The organism is Streptomyces albipurpureus (assembly GCF_023701525.1).
GTDB classification, from domain to species: Bacteria; Actinomycetota; Actinomycetes; order Streptomycetales; family Streptomycetaceae; genus Streptomyces; species Streptomyces albipurpureus.
Genome location: NZ_JAMQAW010000002.1, coordinates 83,672 through 99,680, shown reverse-complemented (window position 1 = coordinate 99,680; position 16,009 = coordinate 83,672). Strand labels below are relative to the sequence as shown.

The following is a 16,009-nucleotide window of genomic DNA, read 5'->3' as shown; positions in this document are numbered from 1 at the left end:
TTTACCTTCGGGGTATGAACGAACCGCAGCGTGTCCACATCGCCATGTTCTCCATTGCCGCGCCCGGCCATGTGAACCCCAGCATCGAGGTCATCCGGGAGCTGGTGGCACGCGGACATCGGGTCAGCTACGCCATCCCCGCCTCCTTCGCGGAGCGAGTCGCCGAGACCGGTGCCACACCCGTGGTCTACGAATCCAAGCTCCCCACCGAGGACGATCCCGATGCCTGGGGTACGGAGCTGATCGACAACATCGAACCGTTCCTCACCGACGCGATCCAGGTGCTGCCCCAGCTCGCCGCGGCATTCGAAGGAGATGAGCCAGACCTGGTCATCCATGACATCACGGCCTATCCAGCCCCCGTGCTCGCCCACCGTTGGGGCGTTCCCGCGGTCGCCCTCTGGCCCAACCTGGTCCCCTGGGAGGGCTACCACCAGGAGATCGCCGCGCCCATGGCGGAGGAGCTGAGGAAGTCACCCCGGGGGCAGGCGTACTACGCGCGCTTCGCCGCCTGGCTGGCGGAGAACGGTCTCCCCGATACGGACCCGGACCATCTGGTGGGCCGACCCCGTCGGGGCATCGTGCTGATTCCCCGGGCGCTCCAGCCGCACGCGGACCGGGTGGACGAGTCCACCTTCACCTTCGTCGGCGCCTGCCAGGGCGACCGCAAGGCCCAGGGAGAGTGGCACCGGCCCGAAGGCGCGGAGCGGGTACTGCTGGTGTCGCTCGGGTCCTCCTACACCAAACAGGCCGCGTTCTACCGGGAGTGTGTGCGGGCGTTCGGTGAACTGCCGGGCTGGCACACCGTCCTCCAGATCGGACGGCATGTCGATCCGACCGAGCTCGGTGTGATCCCGGCCCAGGTGGAGGTGGGTTCCTGGGTGCCGCAGCTCTCGGTGCTACGACAGGCGGATGCCTTCATCACCCATGCCGGGGCCGGCGGCAGCCAAGAGGGTCTAGCCACCGCGACTCCGATGGTGGCGGTCCCCCAGGCGGTGGACCAATTCGGCAACGCGGACATGCTGGTCGGTCTGGGCGTCGCCCGCCGGCTGGACTCCGCGACGGCCACCGCGGAGGAGTTGCGTGAAGCGGTACTGAGCCTGGTTGCCGACCCGGAAGTGGCCCGAAGGCTGGGCGAGATCCGCGAAGCCATGGCCCGCGAAGGGGGAACGGAACATGCCGTCCGTCTGATCGAGTCGGAACTGCCCGCTCGGGCCCAGGGGCAACGCTGAGGGCCGTCACCCGGAGCGCCGGAGCCCAGTGCGAGGTGCGCTGGGCACTTCCTCCGGGACCGGTCGAAAACGCGGGCAAGGGACGCGGGCAGGGGACGCGGGCAAGGGACGCGGGCAGGGGACGCGGGCAGGGGATGCGGGCAGGGGATGCGGCAAAGGATGCAGGCACGCGGTCAAGGGACGGACGCGGTGCCTTCCGCGCCGCAAGGCAGCTCCCAGGGGCGGAGTCGACCCTGGGAAACCGCCCAAGGACTCCGCCCCTCCGTGACGCGCGTCCCCGGCTACACCGGCACCGGTGTATGGCTTCCTTCGTCATCGCGCTCGCGCACCGGGGGCTCGGCCACCGCACCCTCGTCATGGGTCATGTCCGGCAGCCACTCGAGCCACTTGGGGAAGTACCAGTTCCGCTCCCCGAGCAGTGCCATCGCCGCGGGGAGCAGCACACCCCGAATCACCGTGGCGTCGATCAGTACCGCGGCCGCCAGACCCACTCCCATCTGCTTCATCGACTGCATCGACAGCGTGCCGAAGATCGCGAAGACCGCCACCATGATCACAGCCGCGCTGGTCACCACGCCCGCCGTGGTGACCACCCCGTGGGCGATCGCGTCCTGTGTCGTACGACCCTGCATCCGTGCCTCACGGATGCGCGACACCACGAAGACGTGGTAGTCCATCGACAGGCCGAACAGGATCACGAAGAGGAAGAGCGGCAGCCAGGCGACGATCGCGCCCACGCCCTCGGCCCCCACCAGGGACGCTCCCCAACCGTGCTGGAAGATGGCCGTGAGGATTCCGTACGCGGCACCGACCGACAGCAGGTTCAGTACGATCGAGGTCACCGCGATCGTCAGTGAACGGAACGACAGCAGCATCAGCAGGAAGGCGAACACCACCACGAAGGCGAAGACCGGCGTGACCGCTTCGGTGATCTGGTCGTTGAAGTCCTTTGATCCGGCGACCTGCCCGGTGATCGGCGCCTTGACCCCGGCGACCTCGCCGAGCGTCGCGGGTCGTACCTCGTCGCGCAGGAGATCCAGGCTCTTCGCCGCCTTGTCCTGGTCGGCGCCGCCGATCAGCGGGACGTAGATGAACGCCAGATTCTGCGCATCGTGGGTCACTATCTCCACCGGTCCCCGCGACGCCCCCGAACTGACGGCCCGCGCACGGAACTGCTCGATCGCCCGCTTCACCGGGGCCGCGTTGATGTCGTCCGCCTTGACCACCACCTCGGCCGGCTCCGCGCCGCCCGGGAACGCCTCGTTGACGCGCTCATAGGTGGCGACGATCGGCAGCGAGTCGCCGAACTCCTGGTTCAGCTTGAGTTCCTGGGTCTTCATCCCCAGCGCGGGGGCGGCGACCGCCACCAAGGCACCCGTGGCCACCAGCAGGGAGACCACCGGACGCTTCAGTACTCCACCCAGCACCGCAGACCAGAATCGGCTCTCTCCGTTGTCGCCGCGTTTGAGCTTGCCGATGAAGGGCACCCGACCCTTTTCGACCCGTTCACCGAGCAGCGACAGCAGTGCGGGCAGGACCGTCACCGAGCCCACCATGGCCACCGCGACCACCATCAGGGACGCCAGACCCATGGACTGGAACTCGCCAATTCCGGTAAAGAGCATTCCCGCCATCGCGACACAAACCGTCACGCCGGAGACCACGATCGCCCGACCGCTCGTCGCAGCCGCAATCATCATCGCCGTCTGCGCGTCCCGTCCCGCCGCGCGCTCCTCGCGTTCCCGCCGTAGGTAGAACAGGCAGTAATCGACCCCAACTGCCAGCCCCACCAGCAGCATTACCGAGTCTGCGGTATCGCTCATCGGCTGGATGTGGCTGACGACTCCCACCAGACCCATCGTTGCCATGATCGCGGTGATGGCAAGTGCAACGGGTATCAGCGCCGCGACCAGGGCTCCGAACGCGATCAGCAGAATGCCCAGGGCGACGGGCACGGCCGAGTACTCCGCCTGCTTGAAGTCATCGCCGAAGGCATCGTCGAACGTCTTGGTCATGCTCGCGCCGCCGATCTGCTCGATCCGCAGCTTCGGGTGGTCGCCCTGCACCTGTTTGACGGCCTTGAGTACCGGCTCGATCCGGTCAGTCGCGGTCTCCGGGTCACCCCGCATATCGAACTGCACCAGCGCGCTGAGGCCGTCCTTGGAGATGCTCTTGCTGGTGTACGGCGATGTCACCCCGGTCACCTCGCCGGTTGCCGCCACCGACTTCATCACCGCGTCGACGGCCGCCCTGAACTCCGGGGCGGTCGCCTTGATGGCGTCGTCCTTGCCCTGCAGCAAGACGGACTCGCCGACCGGCTCCTCGATGCCGGCCTTGTCGACTATCCGGGCGGCTTCGGTGGTCTCGCCCTTCAGTTGCTCACTGCCCTTGATGTCCTGCCGTCCGGCGGCCGAGCCGGCCACCATGGAGACCAGGACGAACAGCACCCAGATGCCGACGGCTGCCCAGCGGTGTCGCGCGCTCCATCCCCCGGCCCGCGCGGCGAAACCACGTGGTCCTCTACCCGCATGCTCCATGACAGCCTCAATCCCCCAGTGGGTGCGGTCCTGTTGTCTCGACCAATGACGCTACGGCCGCACCCCCTTCCACCTCGTCATACTGTTCGATGAACCGAGGGGCGGGCGTCTAGTACCCAGGGACGGCAGGCATCCCCCAGAGGGGCGGTTCAAGCCCCTTACATCTATCTGGGGCTGGTACCCGTGGGGCCGGAGTGGTCGAGTCCGCAAGCCACTTGGGAGAGTTGGCCTGTTGTAGTTGTGAATTCCTGTTGCCAAAGTCACAGCTGGCGGAACCGCTTGAACTGGGCGCGTCAATCGGCCAAGGTTTCGAGCCATCTCCCGGAGGATCTCGCGGCCGGGAAGTGCCCCCCACACCTGCTGACGAGGAGATCCTCTCCATGGCAACTCACAGACGCAAAAGCAGGATCAAGTCAACGGCGGCCATGGCGGCCATCGCGGCCGTGTCCGGCGGACTGTTCATCGGTACGACCTTCGCCGGGGCGTCTTCGGCCCCCGAGGGCGTCGTACACGGTGTGAACGCCGAAGGCGCGGTGGCCGGAAGCTATATCGTGCTGCTGGATCAGAAGGCCGACAAGCGCAGTCTCGCCAAGGAGTACGGCGGCAAGCTGAAGCGGGAGTACAACTCCGCGGTCAACGGCTTCTCCACCACCGGGATGACCGAGGACGAGGCGAAGAACCTCGCCATGCACCCCGCCGTCGCCAAGGTGGTCCAGAACAAGCGCTTCAGCATCTCCGCCACGCAGACCAACCCGACCTGGGGACTGGACCGCATCGACCAGGCCGTCACGGCGGGCGACCGTCGCTACAACTACCCCGACAGCGCGGGTGCCGGAGTGACGGCGTTCGTCATCGACACCGGAGTCCGGGTCAGCCACCGGGACTTCGGAGGCCGGGCGGTCCACGGCTTTGACGCGATCGACAACGACAACATCGCCACGGACGGCAATGGCCATGGCACACACGTAGCGGGCACCATCGCGGGTGCTCGGTACGGCGTGGCCAAGCAGGCGAAGATCGTCGCCGTTCGGGTCCTCGACGACCAGGGCTCCGGCACCACCGAGCAGGTCATCGCGGGTATCGACTGGGTCACCAAGAACCGCAAGGGCCCCTCGGTCGCCAATATGAGCCTCGGCGGTAGCGCCGACCCGGCCCTCGACGCGGCCGTTCGCCGGGCGATCGCCTCCGGAGTCGCCTTCGGCGTAGCAGCCGGGAACGAGTCCAGGGACGCGGGTCAAGGCTCGCCGTCCCGGGTCCGGGAGGCCATCACGGTGGCGTCATCGACGAGGACGGACACCCAGTCCGGATTCTCCAACTTCGGCAGCATCGTCGATATCTACGCGCCCGGTTCGGACATCACGTCGACCTGGCACAACAGCGACACCGCCACCCGGACGATCTCCGGAACGTCCATGGCCACCCCGCATGTCGTCGGTGCGGCAGCCATCTATCTCGCCAACCACCCCAGAGCCACCCCGGCGCAGATAGCCAGGGCACTGACCGACGGTGCCACCCCCGGCCGGATCTCCAACGCCGGCCCGGGCACGATCAACAAGCTCCTCAAGATCGTCCCGTAGCAGTGGATCGCGGCACCCGCTGCCGCATCTGAGCGCGGTCGCCGTACCCTCCCCCACGGGGTGCGGCGACCGTCCTACCCTGAGCCTCATGACCACCAGATACGCAGCCCTGCTACGCGGTATCAATGTCGGCGGCAAGAGGAAGGTGCCCATGGGCGCCCTCCGAGAGCTCCTCACGGAGCTGGGCCACTCGGATGTCACCACCTATCTCCAGAGCGGCAACGCGGCCTTCAGCAGCCAAGCAGGGGACGGGGAGGAGGCACTTGCCGCGGCACTGGAACGGGCGATCGAAAAGCACTTCGGCTTCGCGGTGGACTGCCTGATCCGCGAGCACGCCTATCTGGCAGCCATCGCCGATGACTGCCCCTTCCCGGCGGACTCACTGGAGCCCAAACAGCTTCATGTCACCTACTTCTCCGAGCAGGTCGGCCCCGAACGGCTGGCGGCCCTCGACCAGTCGGCGTTCGCACCCGAGGCCTTTCGACTGGGCGATCGGTCGCTCTATCTCTACGTACCCGACGGCCTCGGCCGCTCCAAGCTCGCCGAGGCCCTCGCCAGACCCGCTCTCCTTCGCGGAGTCGTCGCAACGACCCGCAACTGGAACACGGTTCGCAAACTGGTGGAACTGACCGCGGTCAGTGGCGGTTACGGCGAGAGTGCCGGCGCCAGGTGAAACCACCGGGAAGCCGTACGGCCGCACCACGCCTGCCATGGCTGTCCCGGGTCAGATGCGCACGACGTCCACCCAGTGTCAGCGTCCAGCCGTGGGTGCCGATGTTGAGGTGGAGCAGCTTGGGGATCAGCGTGATCCGCTTGTGGTAATGAAAAGACATGTCGGCCTCCTTCCCCCGATAGTGCACCGTGCACGCCCGTCGACCGTCACCGGAGCGCCACGAATCTGTCACCGAAACGGGCCGCGGACAGTGCACCCCCGATCGGGCCCCGAGACAGACTGATCGGACCCCGAGACAGGCCGATCAGGTCGCAGGACAGCCGGAAGGTCCGCGGTGGCAGCGAGCAGGCCGCCCCATAGGCAGGGCGTCTCGGCCACCCCCGCGCCACCGGGGGCCGGGGCGCGACGGGCCCCGGCGCCGGCTTCCCCGCCCCCGGTCCGGGGAAGTCTCTACGCCGTGACGGCGACCCTGCCGGCCGTCAGGGCCGGCAGCGCCTGCTCATAGCGCTCCAGCAGCAGCTGGGCCAGCTCCGGTGAGGCGCCCAGCACATCCGCCAGCACGTCCGCCTGGCGGGCGCCCTCGGCGATACGGTCCGGAAGCCTGCCCGGGGCGATGACATACGGGGCCACCGCCACCCGCTCGCACCCATCGGCGCGCAGCGAGCGTACGACCTCATCCGTACGGGGCAGGAGTGCGGAGGCGAACGCGGGCCGCACGGCGCACCAACCGGCACTCCGTAGCTCCCGCGCTATTTCTGCGATCACCGCGATCGCCTCCGGGTCAGTGGAGCCCGCCGAGGCCAGTACCAGCCCCGTCGAGCGCTTGTCGGCCTCCTGCAGCCCCGCTTCCCACAGCCGCCGGTGGAGCGCGGCGAGCAGCAGCGGGGACGGGCCGAGTACCTCGGCCCGGTGGATACGGAGCCTCGGCAGCCGAGCCGACGCCTCCCGCAGGACGGATGGAATGTCCGACTTGGCGTGGAAGGCTCGGGTCAGTAGCAGTGGTAGTGCGATGACGTCCTCGGTGCCCTGCGCCGCCAGCCGCTCCAACACCCGCGGTACCGAAGGGGCGTTGAAGTCCAGGAAGCCGGTCTCCACGACGAGCCGCGGCCGGATCGACCGCACCCGGCGCACCAGCGCGTCGACGGTCGCGGCATGGCGTGGATCGCGGCTGCCATGGGCGATGACGAGAAGGACGGGAGGACGCATCACAGAACTCAGTTCTTGACGAGGAGACCGCGGCCCCGCAGGACCGCCCGCTCCAATGGGCTGAAGAGCAGTAGATCGATGGCGATACCCACGAGAAGGATCAGCAGGATCGCCAGAAACACCCCCGGCATATCCGCGTTGTTCCGACCGTTCTCCAACAACTGCCCCAGGCCCAGACCGAGATCGGGCGACGAGGCGATGATCTCCGCGGCCATCAGCGAGCGCCAGGAGAACGCCCAACCCTGCTTCAGACCGGCCACATAGCCCGGGAGGGCGGCAGGCATCACGATGTGCCAGGTGCCCTTGAGGCCCGTCGCCCCCATGGTGCGCCCCGCACGCAGAAACAGCGGCGGGACCTGATCGACACCGGAGACCAATCCGTTGGCGATGGAAGGGACCGCACCCAGCAGGATCACCGCGTACATCATCTGGTTGTTGAGCCCCAGCCAGATCACCGCGGGCGGCACCCAGGCCACTGAGGGCAGCGACTGCAGGCCCGAGAGGATCGGCCCGATGGCCGCCCGGACGAACTTGACCCGAGCGACCAGCAGTCCCAGCGGCGTACCGATGGCGAGCGCCAGCAGGAAGCCCAGCAGGCCACGGGAAACACTGGTCCAGACGACCTCCAGCAGAGTGCCCGCCATCCACAGCTTGGACACGCTGTCCCACACCGCGGAGGGGGCGGGCAGACTGCCCTCGTCGGTGACCTTCGCCCAGACGAGCGCCTGCCAGAGCGCCACCACCAGGACGACCGCCACCACCGGCGGGAGCACCTTCTTGAGCAGGACCTCGCTTACCGGGGTGCGATGCGACTGCACCGCGTCCAGTGCGTCGAGGCCCGCTTCCAGACCGGCGAGATCATGTGAGTCGGGCTTGGCCTTGGCCTCGCTGGAGGTCTCAGTGCTGGCCATGTCGGCGGATCTCCCCACGAAGTTCTTCGGTGATCTCGACGGACAACTCCGCCACGGCGGCGTCCTCGATGCGGCGCGGTTGTTCGATGCCGACGGTCCACTCCCGGGCGATGCGCCCTGGCCGGGAGGAGAGCAGGACCACCCGCTCGGCGAGTCGCACCGCCTCGCGGACGTTGTGGGTGACGAAGAGCACCGACAGTTGGGTCTCGCGCCAGATGCGGGTCAACTCGTCGTGCAGCACATCGCGCGTGATGGCGTCGAGCGCCGCGAACGGCTCGTCCATCAGCAGCAGTTGGCTGTCCTGAGCCAGCGCCCGGGCGAGCGCCACCCGCTGACGCATACCACCGGACAGTTCGTGCACCCGCTTGCGGTAGGCACCGCCGAGGCGGACCAGGTCGAGCAGCCGCTCGGCCTCCGTCCGACGCTCCGTCTTCGCGACTCCCCGCAGTCGCAGGGCGAGCTCGATGTTCTTGCCCGCCGTCAGCCAGGGAAACAACGCATGCTCCTGGAACATCAGCGCAGGTCGCCCGCCCGGGGTCGCGATGGACCCCACACTGGGCTTGTCCAGCCCCGCAACCAGATTGAGCAGGGTGGATTTACCGCACCCCGAGGCCCCCAGGAGGGTGACGAACTCTCCCGGAGCGACATCGAGGGTGATGTCGTCCAGGACGAGTTGCCGTCCCGCGGGTCCCGCGAAGGACTTCGAGACGTGTTCGATGCGGGCGGCATACCCGGCCGTCGTCGTACGGCCGGTCGCCTGGTCCTTGGTGAGGGTGTTGGTCATGGTCGTCACCTCCTGGGAACTCGGTTGTACGGGGCTACTTGACGCCGAGTCCGGCATCGGCGACCTCGGGCTTGCCATCGGCCTTGAGAACCTTGTTCAGGCCGGTGAGGTCATAGATGCCGTTCAGGTCGGGCTTCTCCAACAGACCGGCCTTCACCGCGTAGTCCGCCTGCGTCTTGAGGGTCGAGGCCAGCGGGTCGTCGGTGAACAGGATCGACTTCCACGCCGGATCGATGATCTCGGCGGGCAGTTCCTTACCGGTGAGCGCCTTCAGCTTGGCGTTCGCGGCGGCCTTCGCCAGGTCCGGGTTGGCGTTGATCCAGGCGTTGGTCTTCACCGAGCCGCGCACCACGGCCTCGACGACGTCCGGGTGGGACTTGAGGAACTTCTGCGACACGATGATGTGGGTGATCACGAACTTGTTGTCCGGCCACAGCGTCGACTCGTCCAGCAGCACCTTGGCGCCCTGGCTCACGAGTCTGGACGCGACGGGCTCCGGCACCCACGCACCGTCGATCGAGCCGGACTTGTAGGCGTCCGGGGTGATCTTGTTGTCGGTACGAACGACCGACACATCGCCCTTGCCGCTCTGCGCGTCGGCCTTCCAGCCCTTCTCGGCTATCCAGTTCAGGAAGGCGACGTCCTGGGTGTTGCCCAGTTGGGGCGTGGCGATCTTCTTGCCCTTGAGGTCGTCCAGGGTTTTGATCTTCTTCGGATTGACCACGAGCTTCACACCACCGGATGCGGAGCCGGCGACGATCCGCAGATTCTTGCCCTTGGACTTGGTGAAACCGTTGATCGCGGGGGAGGGGCCGATGAAGCCGATGTCGATCGAGCCCGCGTTCAACGCCTCGATCTCAGAAGGACCGGCATTGAAGGTGGTCGACTTGATCTGCGTACCGCCGAGCTCCTTCTGGAGGATGCCCTGCTGTTCCCCCACCAGAGCGGTGGCGTGGGTGAGGTTCGGGAAGTAGCCGAGCTTCACCGTGTCGGCCGAGAGCTTCTTGCCCTTGGCGGCCGGCGCGACCTTGTCGTCTTTCTTGGACTCGGAGCCGTAGCCGCACGAAGCGACGGCGCCTATCAGCAGCGGGAGGGCGGCGGCTGCGGCGAGGCCGCGGCGCAAAGTGGTACGGGAGGCAGGCACGGGAGGGTTTCCTCTCGAAGGCCCCGGCGCTCACGCCTGTAAAGCGTGGCCGGGAAGTCGGCAGAACGGTGTCTTCGTCGGTGAAGCGTCATCCGGTGGTGCGTACGAGTCATCGCGCACAGCACACGACACCTCCGGTGCCTGCGCCGAGGGTGCCGCTGCCCACACGGCCCCCTTCCTTCGCGAAGGTTGCGTACACATCGGTCATCAGAAGTCCCATCCCGCGTCTTCGGTACTGTCGGTTGTCTGTACGGCCTTGGCCGTGGTCGCGAACGAGTCGCCGGCCATACCGGCGGCAAGCGTGGTGCCGTCGGCAGGGTCAATCAACAGGAAGGAGCCGGTACGCCGGGAGTCGGCGTAGGAGTCAAGCGCCAACGGCTCGGCGGTGCGCACTTTCACCAGACCGATGTCATTGGCGACCAGGCGCCCGGGCTCCGGGTGTTGCGAGAGATCGTCCAGCGTCAGCCGGGACGGGATCTCCTTGACGATCGCCTTGACCGTACGGGTGGTGTGCTTCAACAACACCCGCTGCCCAACGGTGAGTGGCTGATCAGCCACATGGCAGACCGTCGCTTCGATGTCCTGGGTCGTCGCCGGGGCATCGTCACTCGGCACGATCAGATCGCCGCGCGAGATGTCGATGTCGTCTTCCAACAGCAGGGTGACCGAGTGCGGTGTCCAAGCGATGTCCACCGCTTGACCCAGCAGATCGATCCCCTTGATCCGGGAGGTGCGCCCCGACGGCAGCACGGTGACCCGCTCACCGATGCGGAAGGTACCGGCCGCGATCTGGCCGGCATAACCCCGGTAGTCCGGGTGGTCGGCCGTCTGCGGACGGATGACGTACTGCACCGGCAGCCGAGCGTGGCAGGACGTCAGATCGTGCGATACGGGCACGGTCTCCAGGTGCTCCAGCACCGTCGGCCCGCCGTACCAGTCCATGTTCGCGGACGGGTCGACGACATTGTCACCCGCGAGCGCCGAGATCGGGATCGCGGTGATCTCCGGGACGCCCAGGGAGGCTGCGTACGAGGTGAACTCCTCGGCGATGGCGGCGAAGACATGCTCCGCGTAGTCGACGAGGTCCATCTTGTTCACCGCGAGAACCACATGGGGAACCCGCAGCAGAGCGGCCACCGCCGCATGGCGACGGGTCTGCTCGACCACGCCGTTGCGCGCGTCCACCAGGACGACCGCCAGCTCCGCGGTGGAGGCACCGGTCACCATGTTGCGGGTGTACTGCACATGGCCCGGAGTGTCGGCCAGGATAAAGCGCCGGCGGGCGGTGGCGAAGTAGCGGTAGGCCACGTCGATGGTGATGCCCTGCTCCCGCTCGGCCCGCAGACCGTCCGTGAGCAGTGCCAGATCCGGAGTGTCCTGTCCCCGCGACAGGGACGCGGTCGTCACGGCCTCCAACTGATCGGTCAGCACCGACTTGGAGTCATGCAGCAACCGTCCGACCAGCGTGGACTTACCGTCGTCCACGGAACCGGCAGTGGCAAAACGCAACAGGGTGGTGGCCGACAACTGCTCGGCCGCAGAGGTGATGGCAGTCATCCTAGAAGTACCCTTCGCGCTTGCGGTCTTCCATCGCGGCCTCGGACATCTTGTCGTCGGCGCGGGTGGCGCCCCGCTCGGTCAGCCGGGAAGCGGCGATCTCGGCGATCACCGTGTCGAGGGTGGTGGCATCGGAGTCCACCGCACCCGTGCAGGACATGTCCCCGACCGTGCGATAGCGGATCAGCCGTGTCTCCACCCGCTCGGACTCCTTGGGGCCGCCCCAGTCGCCCGCGGTCAACCACATCCCCGAGCGCTGGAACACCTCACGCTCATGGGCGAAGTAGATCTCCGGGAGCTCGATCTTCTCCCGGGCGATGTACTGCCACACATCCAACTCGGTCCAGTTCGACAACGGGAAGACCCGGACATGCTCCCCCGGCGCGTGACGGCCGTTGTAGAGCTGCCACAGCTCCGGGCGCTGACGCCGCGGGTCCCACTGCGAGAACTCGTCACGCAGTGAGAACACCCGCTCCTTGGCCCGGGCCTTCTCCTCATCCCGTCGCCCACCGCCGAACACCGCGTCGAAGCGGTGCGCCTGGATCGCCTCGGTGAGCGGCACGGTCTGGAGCGGATTGCGGGTGCCGTCGGGCCGCTCCCGCAGCTTTCCGGCGTCGATGTACTCCTGTACGGAGGCCACGTGCAGCCGCAGGCCGTGTCGCTCCACCGTGCGGTCGCGGTAGTCGAGAACCTCCGGGAAATTGTGCCCGGTGTCCACGTGGAGCAGCGAGAAGGGGACCGCTGCCGGAGCGAACGCCTTCAGCGCGAGATGCAACATGACGATGGAATCCTTGCCACCGGAGAACAGGATCACCGGCCGCTCGAACTCCCCCGCCACCTCGCGGAAGATGTGGACCGCCTCGGACTCCAGGGCGTCCAGATGGCTGAGCGCGTACGGACTGTCGATGTCCTGGACGTCGGCGACGGCCATCATGCGAGACCCCTCTCGGTGAGCAGCGCGTGCAACGCTGCCGCGGACTCCTGCACGGTCTGGTGCTGTGACTCGATGCGCAGATCCGGTGACAGCGGCGCCTCGTAGGGGTCGTCGACCCCGGTGAGCCCGCTGATCTCGCCCGCGGCCTGCTTGGCGTAGAGCCCTTTCACATCGCGTTCGGAGCACACGTCCACCGGAGTGGCCACATGCACCTCCAGATAGGGCGTGCCCTCGGCGGCATGGCGCTTGCGGACCGCCTCCCGGCTGTCCGCGTAAGGCGCGATCACGGGAACGAGGACGGTCACCCCGTGGGATGCGAGCAGTTCGGCGACAAAGCCGATCCGCTGCACATTGGTGTGCCGGTCCGCACGGGTGAAACCGAGGCCCGCGGAGAGGAACTCACGGATCTCATCACCGTCGAGCACCTCGGTCCGGTGGCCGTTCGCGGCAAGCCGTTCCGCCAGCGCGTACGCGATGGTGGTCTTGCCGGCGCTCGGCAGGCCCGTGAGCCAGATGGTGGCCCCAGTCACGTGTATCTCTCCCAGCGTCGTCATCAGCCGTGCAGTCCGCATTCCGTCTTGCCCCGACCGGCCCAGCGGCCGGCGCGTACGTCCTCGCCCTCCAGCACCCGACGGGTGCACGGTGCACAGCCCACGGAGGTATAGCCATCCAACAGCAGGGGGTTGGTGAGTACACCGTGTTCGGCGACATAGGCGTCCACGTCGTCCTGCGTCCAACGCGCGATGGGAGACACCTTCACCTTGCGTCGACGCGCGTCCCAACCCACCACCGGGGTGTTCGCCCGGGTGGGGGACTCATCGCGACGCAGACCCGTGGCCCAGGCGTCGTACTCGGTCAGGCCCTCTTCCAAGGGCTGGACCTTGCGGAGTCTGCAGCAGAGATCGGGGTCACGGTCATGCAGCTCGGAGCCGTGCTCGGCGTCCTGCTCGGCCACGGTCCGGCGCGGGGTGAGAGTGATCAACCGCACATCCATCACGGCTGCCACGGCATCCCGCGTCCCGATGGTCTCCGGGAAGTGGTAGCCGGTGTCCAGGAACACCACATCCACGCCGGGTCGGGCCCGGGACGCCAGATGCGCCACCACCGCGTCCTCCATCGACGAGGTGACACAGAAGCGCGCGCCGAAGTTCTCCGTGGCCCAGGTCAGGATCTCCAGGGCGGACGCATCTTCAAGATCGCGCCCGGCCCGCTCGGCGAGCCGCTGGAAGTCTGTCTCCTGAGTGACCGTCATATCTCGTCCCCTCCGGTGTCCTTGCGTCGAAGGCCTCGGGCAAGCAACCCGAGGAACTTCAACTGAAAGGCCCGGTTGCAGGCCGCGCATTCCCAAGCGCCATGACCCTGCTCATGGGGGCGTAGATCCTCGTCACCGCAGTAGGGGCAGTAGAAGGGGGCCGCTCGCTCGCTCATGACAGCGCCTCCTCGGACGCCCGCGCGGCCCAGGTGGCGAAGCGCTCGCCCTCTTCACGCTGCTCCTGGAAGCGCCGCACCACCCGCTCGACGTAGTCCGGCAGTTCGGCGGAGGTCACCTTGAGCCCACGGACCTTGCGGCCGAAGCCGGGGTCAAGACCCAGGGCGCCGCCCAGGTGAACCTGGAAGCCCTCGACCTGATTGCCCTCGTCATCGAGGACCAACTGTCCCTTGAGGCCGATGTCCGCGACCTGGATGCGGGCGCAGGCGTTGGGGCAGCCGTTGATGTTGATGGTGATGGGCTGGTCGAAATCGGGCAGTCGACGCTCCAGTTCATCGATGAGCGAGGCACCCCGTGCCTTGGTCTCCACGATGGCCAGCTTGCAGAACTCGATTCCCGTGCACGCCATGGTGCCGCGTCTGAACGGCGACGGGTTCACCCGAAGATCCAGCGCCTCCAGGCCCGCGACCAGGGATTCGACCTGGTCCTCGGCCACATCGAGCACGATCATCTTCTGCTCGGCCGTGGTGCGCAGCCGGTCGGAGCCGTGGTCGGCCGCCAGCTCGGCGATCTTGCTGAGCGTGGTGCCGTCCACGCGTCCGACACGTGGTGCGAACCCGATGTAGAACCGGCCGTCCCGCTGCCGGTGCACTCCCACATGGTCACGCCACTCCTGAACCGGACGCTCAGGGGCGGGTCCATCCGCCAACTTGCGCTGGAGGTAGTCGTCCTCCAGCACCTGGCGGAACTTCTCGGCACCCCAGTCCGCGACCAGGAACTTCAGCCGGGCGCGGGTGCGCAGCCGCCGATAGCCGAAGTCCCGGAAGATGGAGATGACGCCCTCGTACACATCGGGTACGTCGTCGAGTGACACCCAGGTGCCCAGCCGGACCCCGATCTTGGGGTTGGTGGAGAGACCACCGCCGACCCAGACATCGAAGCCCGGGCCCAACTCCGGGTGTTCGACACCGACGAAGGCGATGTCGTTGATCTCATGGGCCACATCGAGCAGCGGCGAGCCGGAGATGGCGGACTTGAACTTCCGGGGCAGGTTGGAGAAGTCCTTGTTGCCGACGATACGGCGGTAGATCTCATCGATCGCGGGAGTGCCGTCGATGATCTCGTCCTCGGCGATACCGGCGACGGGAGAGCCGAGGATGACCCGGGGAGTGTCACCACAGGCCTCGGTGGTGGAGAGGCCGACGGCCTCCAGCCGCCGCCAGATCTCGGGCATGTCCTCGATGCGAATCCAGTGGTACTGGACGTTCTGCCGGTCGGTGATGTCGGCGGTACCGCGCGCGAACTCCGTCGAGATCTCGCCAATGACCCGCAGTTGGTGGGTAGTCAGCCGGCCGCCGTCGATACGGACCCGGAGCATGAAGTACTCGTCGTCCAGCTCCTCCGGCTCCAGGATCGCGGTCTTTCCACCGTCGATACCGGGCTTGCGCTGGGTGTAGAGACCCCACCAGCGCATCCGACCCCGCAGATCGGCACCGTCGATGGAGTCAAAACCTCGTTTGGCGTAAATCGTCTCAATACGTGTCCGTACATTGAGACCGTCGTCGTCCCTCTTGGCCTGCTCGTTGGCATTCAAGGGCGTCATGTGGCCAACGGCCCACTGGCCCTCGCCACGATGACGTCCGGTTCTACGGCGGGACACGGCGGGGGCGGGCTTATCCGGGGTGGCGGCCATAGCGATATGTCCTTCGAGACAACAGGAGGGCGGCTCTGAGCTGCACACTCGTGAGGGCGCGCGACGGTGCGCAGGGCAGGTGAACCCAAGGGGCTAAGTGCGGCGGCTGCGGGCTCGGTGACTCAGCGGGGCTGGGAATGCTCTGTTGGGCTGTGGAGCTCAGTCGGTGAAATGCTCGGCTGTGCTGGGCTGTCAGCAGGGGGGACAGATGGCGCTGGACATGCGGCCGAGATCGACGTGGCGTCGACTCACCAAGGCAATTCCAGTCCGAGACATGACGGAAGCGTGGCATGGCGGTCCGATGGCAGTCCACCATCATCCATATGGCGGAC

The 16,009-nt window shown here is 67.2% G+C and carries 16 protein-coding genes; 3 read left to right on the top strand and 13 right to left on the bottom strand.

The window, feature by feature from the left end; translation table 11 throughout:
• Positions 1 to 14: 14 nt before the first annotated feature.
• Positions 15 to 1,232 carry a macrolide-inactivating glycosyltransferase gene (mgt, locus tag NBG84_RS01650; protein WP_250917389.1) on the top strand — a complete coding sequence of 406 codons (1,218 nt, stop codon included), beginning with the start codon at positions 15 to 17 and terminating at the stop codon, positions 1,230 to 1,232.
• Positions 1,233 to 1,513: 281 nt separating this feature from the next.
• Here the strand turns inward: mgt and NBG84_RS01645 are convergent, their stop codons facing one another.
• Positions 1,514 to 3,769: an MMPL family transporter gene (locus NBG84_RS01645; protein WP_250917388.1), complete on the bottom strand. Its 2,256-nt coding sequence runs from the start codon at positions 3,767 to 3,769 to the stop codon at positions 1,514 to 1,516.
• Positions 3,770 to 4,149: 380 nt separating this feature from the next.
• Here NBG84_RS01645 and NBG84_RS01640 point away from each other — a divergent pair, with 380 nt between their 5' ends.
• Positions 4,150 to 5,346, top strand: a complete 1,197-nt coding sequence (locus NBG84_RS01640) for a S8 family peptidase (RefSeq protein WP_250917387.1) — start codon at positions 4,150 to 4,152, stop codon at positions 5,344 to 5,346.
• A gap of 88 nt (positions 5,347 to 5,434) precedes the next feature.
• Positions 5,435 to 6,019, top strand: coding sequence for a DUF1697 domain-containing protein (locus NBG84_RS01635; RefSeq protein WP_250917386.1), 585 nt, complete (start codon positions 5,435 to 5,437; stop codon positions 6,017 to 6,019).
• On the opposite strand, the gene NBG84_RS01630 is transcribed toward NBG84_RS01635, so the two are convergent.
• The 12 genes from NBG84_RS01630 to NBG84_RS41420 form a co-directional block, all read right to left on the bottom strand.
• Positions 5,982 to 6,179 (bottom strand): DUF4236 domain-containing protein, encoded by a 198-nt coding sequence (locus tag NBG84_RS01630; protein ID WP_250917385.1) that lies wholly within the window; start codon positions 6,177 to 6,179, stop codon positions 5,982 to 5,984. The two genes, NBG84_RS01635 and NBG84_RS01630, sit on opposite strands and share 38 nt — an antisense overlap.
• Before the next feature lie 290 nt (positions 6,180 to 6,469).
• The gene (locus NBG84_RS01625) at positions 6,470 to 7,225 is read right to left on the bottom strand and encodes a sirohydrochlorin chelatase (protein WP_250917384.1); all 756 of its coding nucleotides are present in this window, start codon (positions 7,223 to 7,225) and stop codon (positions 6,470 to 6,472) included.
• A gap of 8 nt (positions 7,226 to 7,233) precedes the next feature.
• Positions 7,234 to 8,136 carry an ABC transporter permease gene (locus tag NBG84_RS01620; protein ID WP_250917383.1) on the bottom strand — a complete coding sequence of 301 codons (903 nt, stop codon included), beginning with the start codon at positions 8,134 to 8,136 and terminating at the stop codon, positions 7,234 to 7,236.
• Positions 8,123 to 8,920, bottom strand: coding sequence for an ABC transporter ATP-binding protein (locus NBG84_RS01615; RefSeq protein ID WP_250917382.1), 798 nt, complete (start codon positions 8,918 to 8,920; stop codon positions 8,123 to 8,125). Before NBG84_RS01615 ends, NBG84_RS01620 begins: the two co-directional genes overlap by 14 nt.
• 34 nt (positions 8,921 to 8,954) lie before the next feature.
• Entirely contained in the window at positions 8,955 to 10,064 is a 1,110-nt protein-coding gene (locus NBG84_RS01610) for an ABC transporter substrate-binding protein (RefSeq protein WP_250917381.1), read from the bottom strand.
• A 207-nt stretch (positions 10,065 to 10,271) separates the two neighbouring features.
• On the bottom strand, positions 10,272 to 11,621 hold the full coding sequence (locus tag NBG84_RS01605; RefSeq protein WP_250917380.1) for a sulfate adenylyltransferase subunit 1: 1,350 nt from the start codon (positions 11,619 to 11,621) through the stop codon (positions 10,272 to 10,274).
• Between the two features lies 1 nt (position 11,622).
• The gene (gene cysD, locus NBG84_RS01600; RefSeq protein WP_250917379.1) at positions 11,623 to 12,555 is read right to left on the bottom strand and encodes a sulfate adenylyltransferase subunit CysD; all 933 of its coding nucleotides are present in this window, start codon (positions 12,553 to 12,555) and stop codon (positions 11,623 to 11,625) included.
• Entirely contained in the window at positions 12,552 to 13,127 is a 576-nt protein-coding gene (gene cysC / locus NBG84_RS01595; RefSeq protein ID WP_250917378.1) for an adenylyl-sulfate kinase, read from the bottom strand. The genes cysD and cysC overlap by 4 nt, the downstream gene beginning before the upstream one ends.
• On the bottom strand, positions 13,109 to 13,807 hold the full coding sequence (locus NBG84_RS01590) for a phosphoadenylyl-sulfate reductase (RefSeq protein WP_250917377.1): 699 nt from the start codon (positions 13,805 to 13,807) through the stop codon (positions 13,109 to 13,111). The genes cysC and NBG84_RS01590 overlap by 19 nt, the downstream gene beginning before the upstream one ends.
• A complete protein-coding gene (locus tag NBG84_RS01585; RefSeq protein WP_250917376.1) occupies positions 13,804 to 13,983 on the bottom strand; it encodes a hypothetical protein in 180 nt (59 codons plus the stop codon). The genes NBG84_RS01590 and NBG84_RS01585 overlap by 4 nt, the downstream gene beginning before the upstream one ends.
• Positions 13,980 to 15,677: a nitrite/sulfite reductase gene (locus NBG84_RS01580; protein WP_250917375.1), complete on the bottom strand. Its 1,698-nt coding sequence runs from the start codon at positions 15,675 to 15,677 to the stop codon at positions 13,980 to 13,982. Before NBG84_RS01580 ends, NBG84_RS01585 begins: the two co-directional genes overlap by 4 nt.
• 192 nt (positions 15,678 to 15,869) lie before the next feature.
• A complete protein-coding gene (locus tag NBG84_RS41420; RefSeq protein ID WP_425608561.1) occupies positions 15,870 to 15,953 on the bottom strand; it encodes a putative leader peptide in 84 nt (27 codons plus the stop codon).
• Positions 15,954 to 16,009: the final 56 nt, after the last annotated feature.

Excerpts from the sequence above, each read along its gene's own strand:
- NBG84_RS01635 (WP_250917386.1), top strand. The coding sequence starts at position 5,435 with ATGACCACCAGATACGCAGCCCTGCTACGCGGTATCAATGTCGGCGGC.
- cysD (WP_250917379.1), bottom strand. The coding sequence starts at position 12,555 with ATGATGGCCGTCGCCGACGTCCAGGACATCGACAGTCCGTACGCGCTC.
- NBG84_RS01645 (WP_250917388.1), bottom strand. The coding sequence starts at position 3,769 with ATGGAGCATGCGGGTAGAGGACCACGTGGTTTCGCCGCGCGGGCCGGG.
- NBG84_RS01620 (WP_250917383.1), bottom strand. The coding sequence starts at position 8,136 with ATGGCCAGCACTGAGACCTCCAGCGAGGCCAAGGCCAAGCCCGACTCA.
- NBG84_RS01625 (WP_250917384.1), bottom strand. The coding sequence starts at position 7,225 with ATGCGTCCTCCCGTCCTTCTCGTCATCGCCCATGGCAGCCGCGATCCA.
- NBG84_RS01640 (WP_250917387.1), top strand. The coding sequence starts at position 4,150 with ATGGCAACTCACAGACGCAAAAGCAGGATCAAGTCAACGGCGGCCATG.
- NBG84_RS41420 (WP_425608561.1), bottom strand. The coding sequence starts at position 15,953 with ATGTCTCGGACTGGAATTGCCTTGGTGAGTCGACGCCACGTCGATCTC.
- cysC (WP_250917378.1), bottom strand. The coding sequence starts at position 13,127 with ATGCGGACTGCACGGCTGATGACGACGCTGGGAGAGATACACGTGACT.
- mgt (WP_250917389.1), top strand. The coding sequence starts at position 15 with ATGAACGAACCGCAGCGTGTCCACATCGCCATGTTCTCCATTGCCGCG.
- NBG84_RS01590 (WP_250917377.1), bottom strand. The coding sequence starts at position 13,807 with ATGACGGTCACTCAGGAGACAGACTTCCAGCGGCTCGCCGAGCGGGCC.
- NBG84_RS01580 (WP_250917375.1), bottom strand. The coding sequence starts at position 15,677 with ATGGCCGCCACCCCGGATAAGCCCGCCCCCGCCGTGTCCCGCCGTAGA.
- NBG84_RS01630 (WP_250917385.1), bottom strand. The coding sequence starts at position 6,179 with ATGTCTTTTCATTACCACAAGCGGATCACGCTGATCCCCAAGCTGCTC.
- NBG84_RS01585 (WP_250917376.1), bottom strand. The coding sequence starts at position 13,983 with ATGAGCGAGCGAGCGGCCCCCTTCTACTGCCCCTACTGCGGTGACGAG.
- NBG84_RS01615 (WP_250917382.1), bottom strand. The coding sequence starts at position 8,920 with ATGACCAACACCCTCACCAAGGACCAGGCGACCGGCCGTACGACGACG.
- NBG84_RS01605 (WP_250917380.1), bottom strand. The coding sequence starts at position 11,621 with ATGACTGCCATCACCTCTGCGGCCGAGCAGTTGTCGGCCACCACCCTG.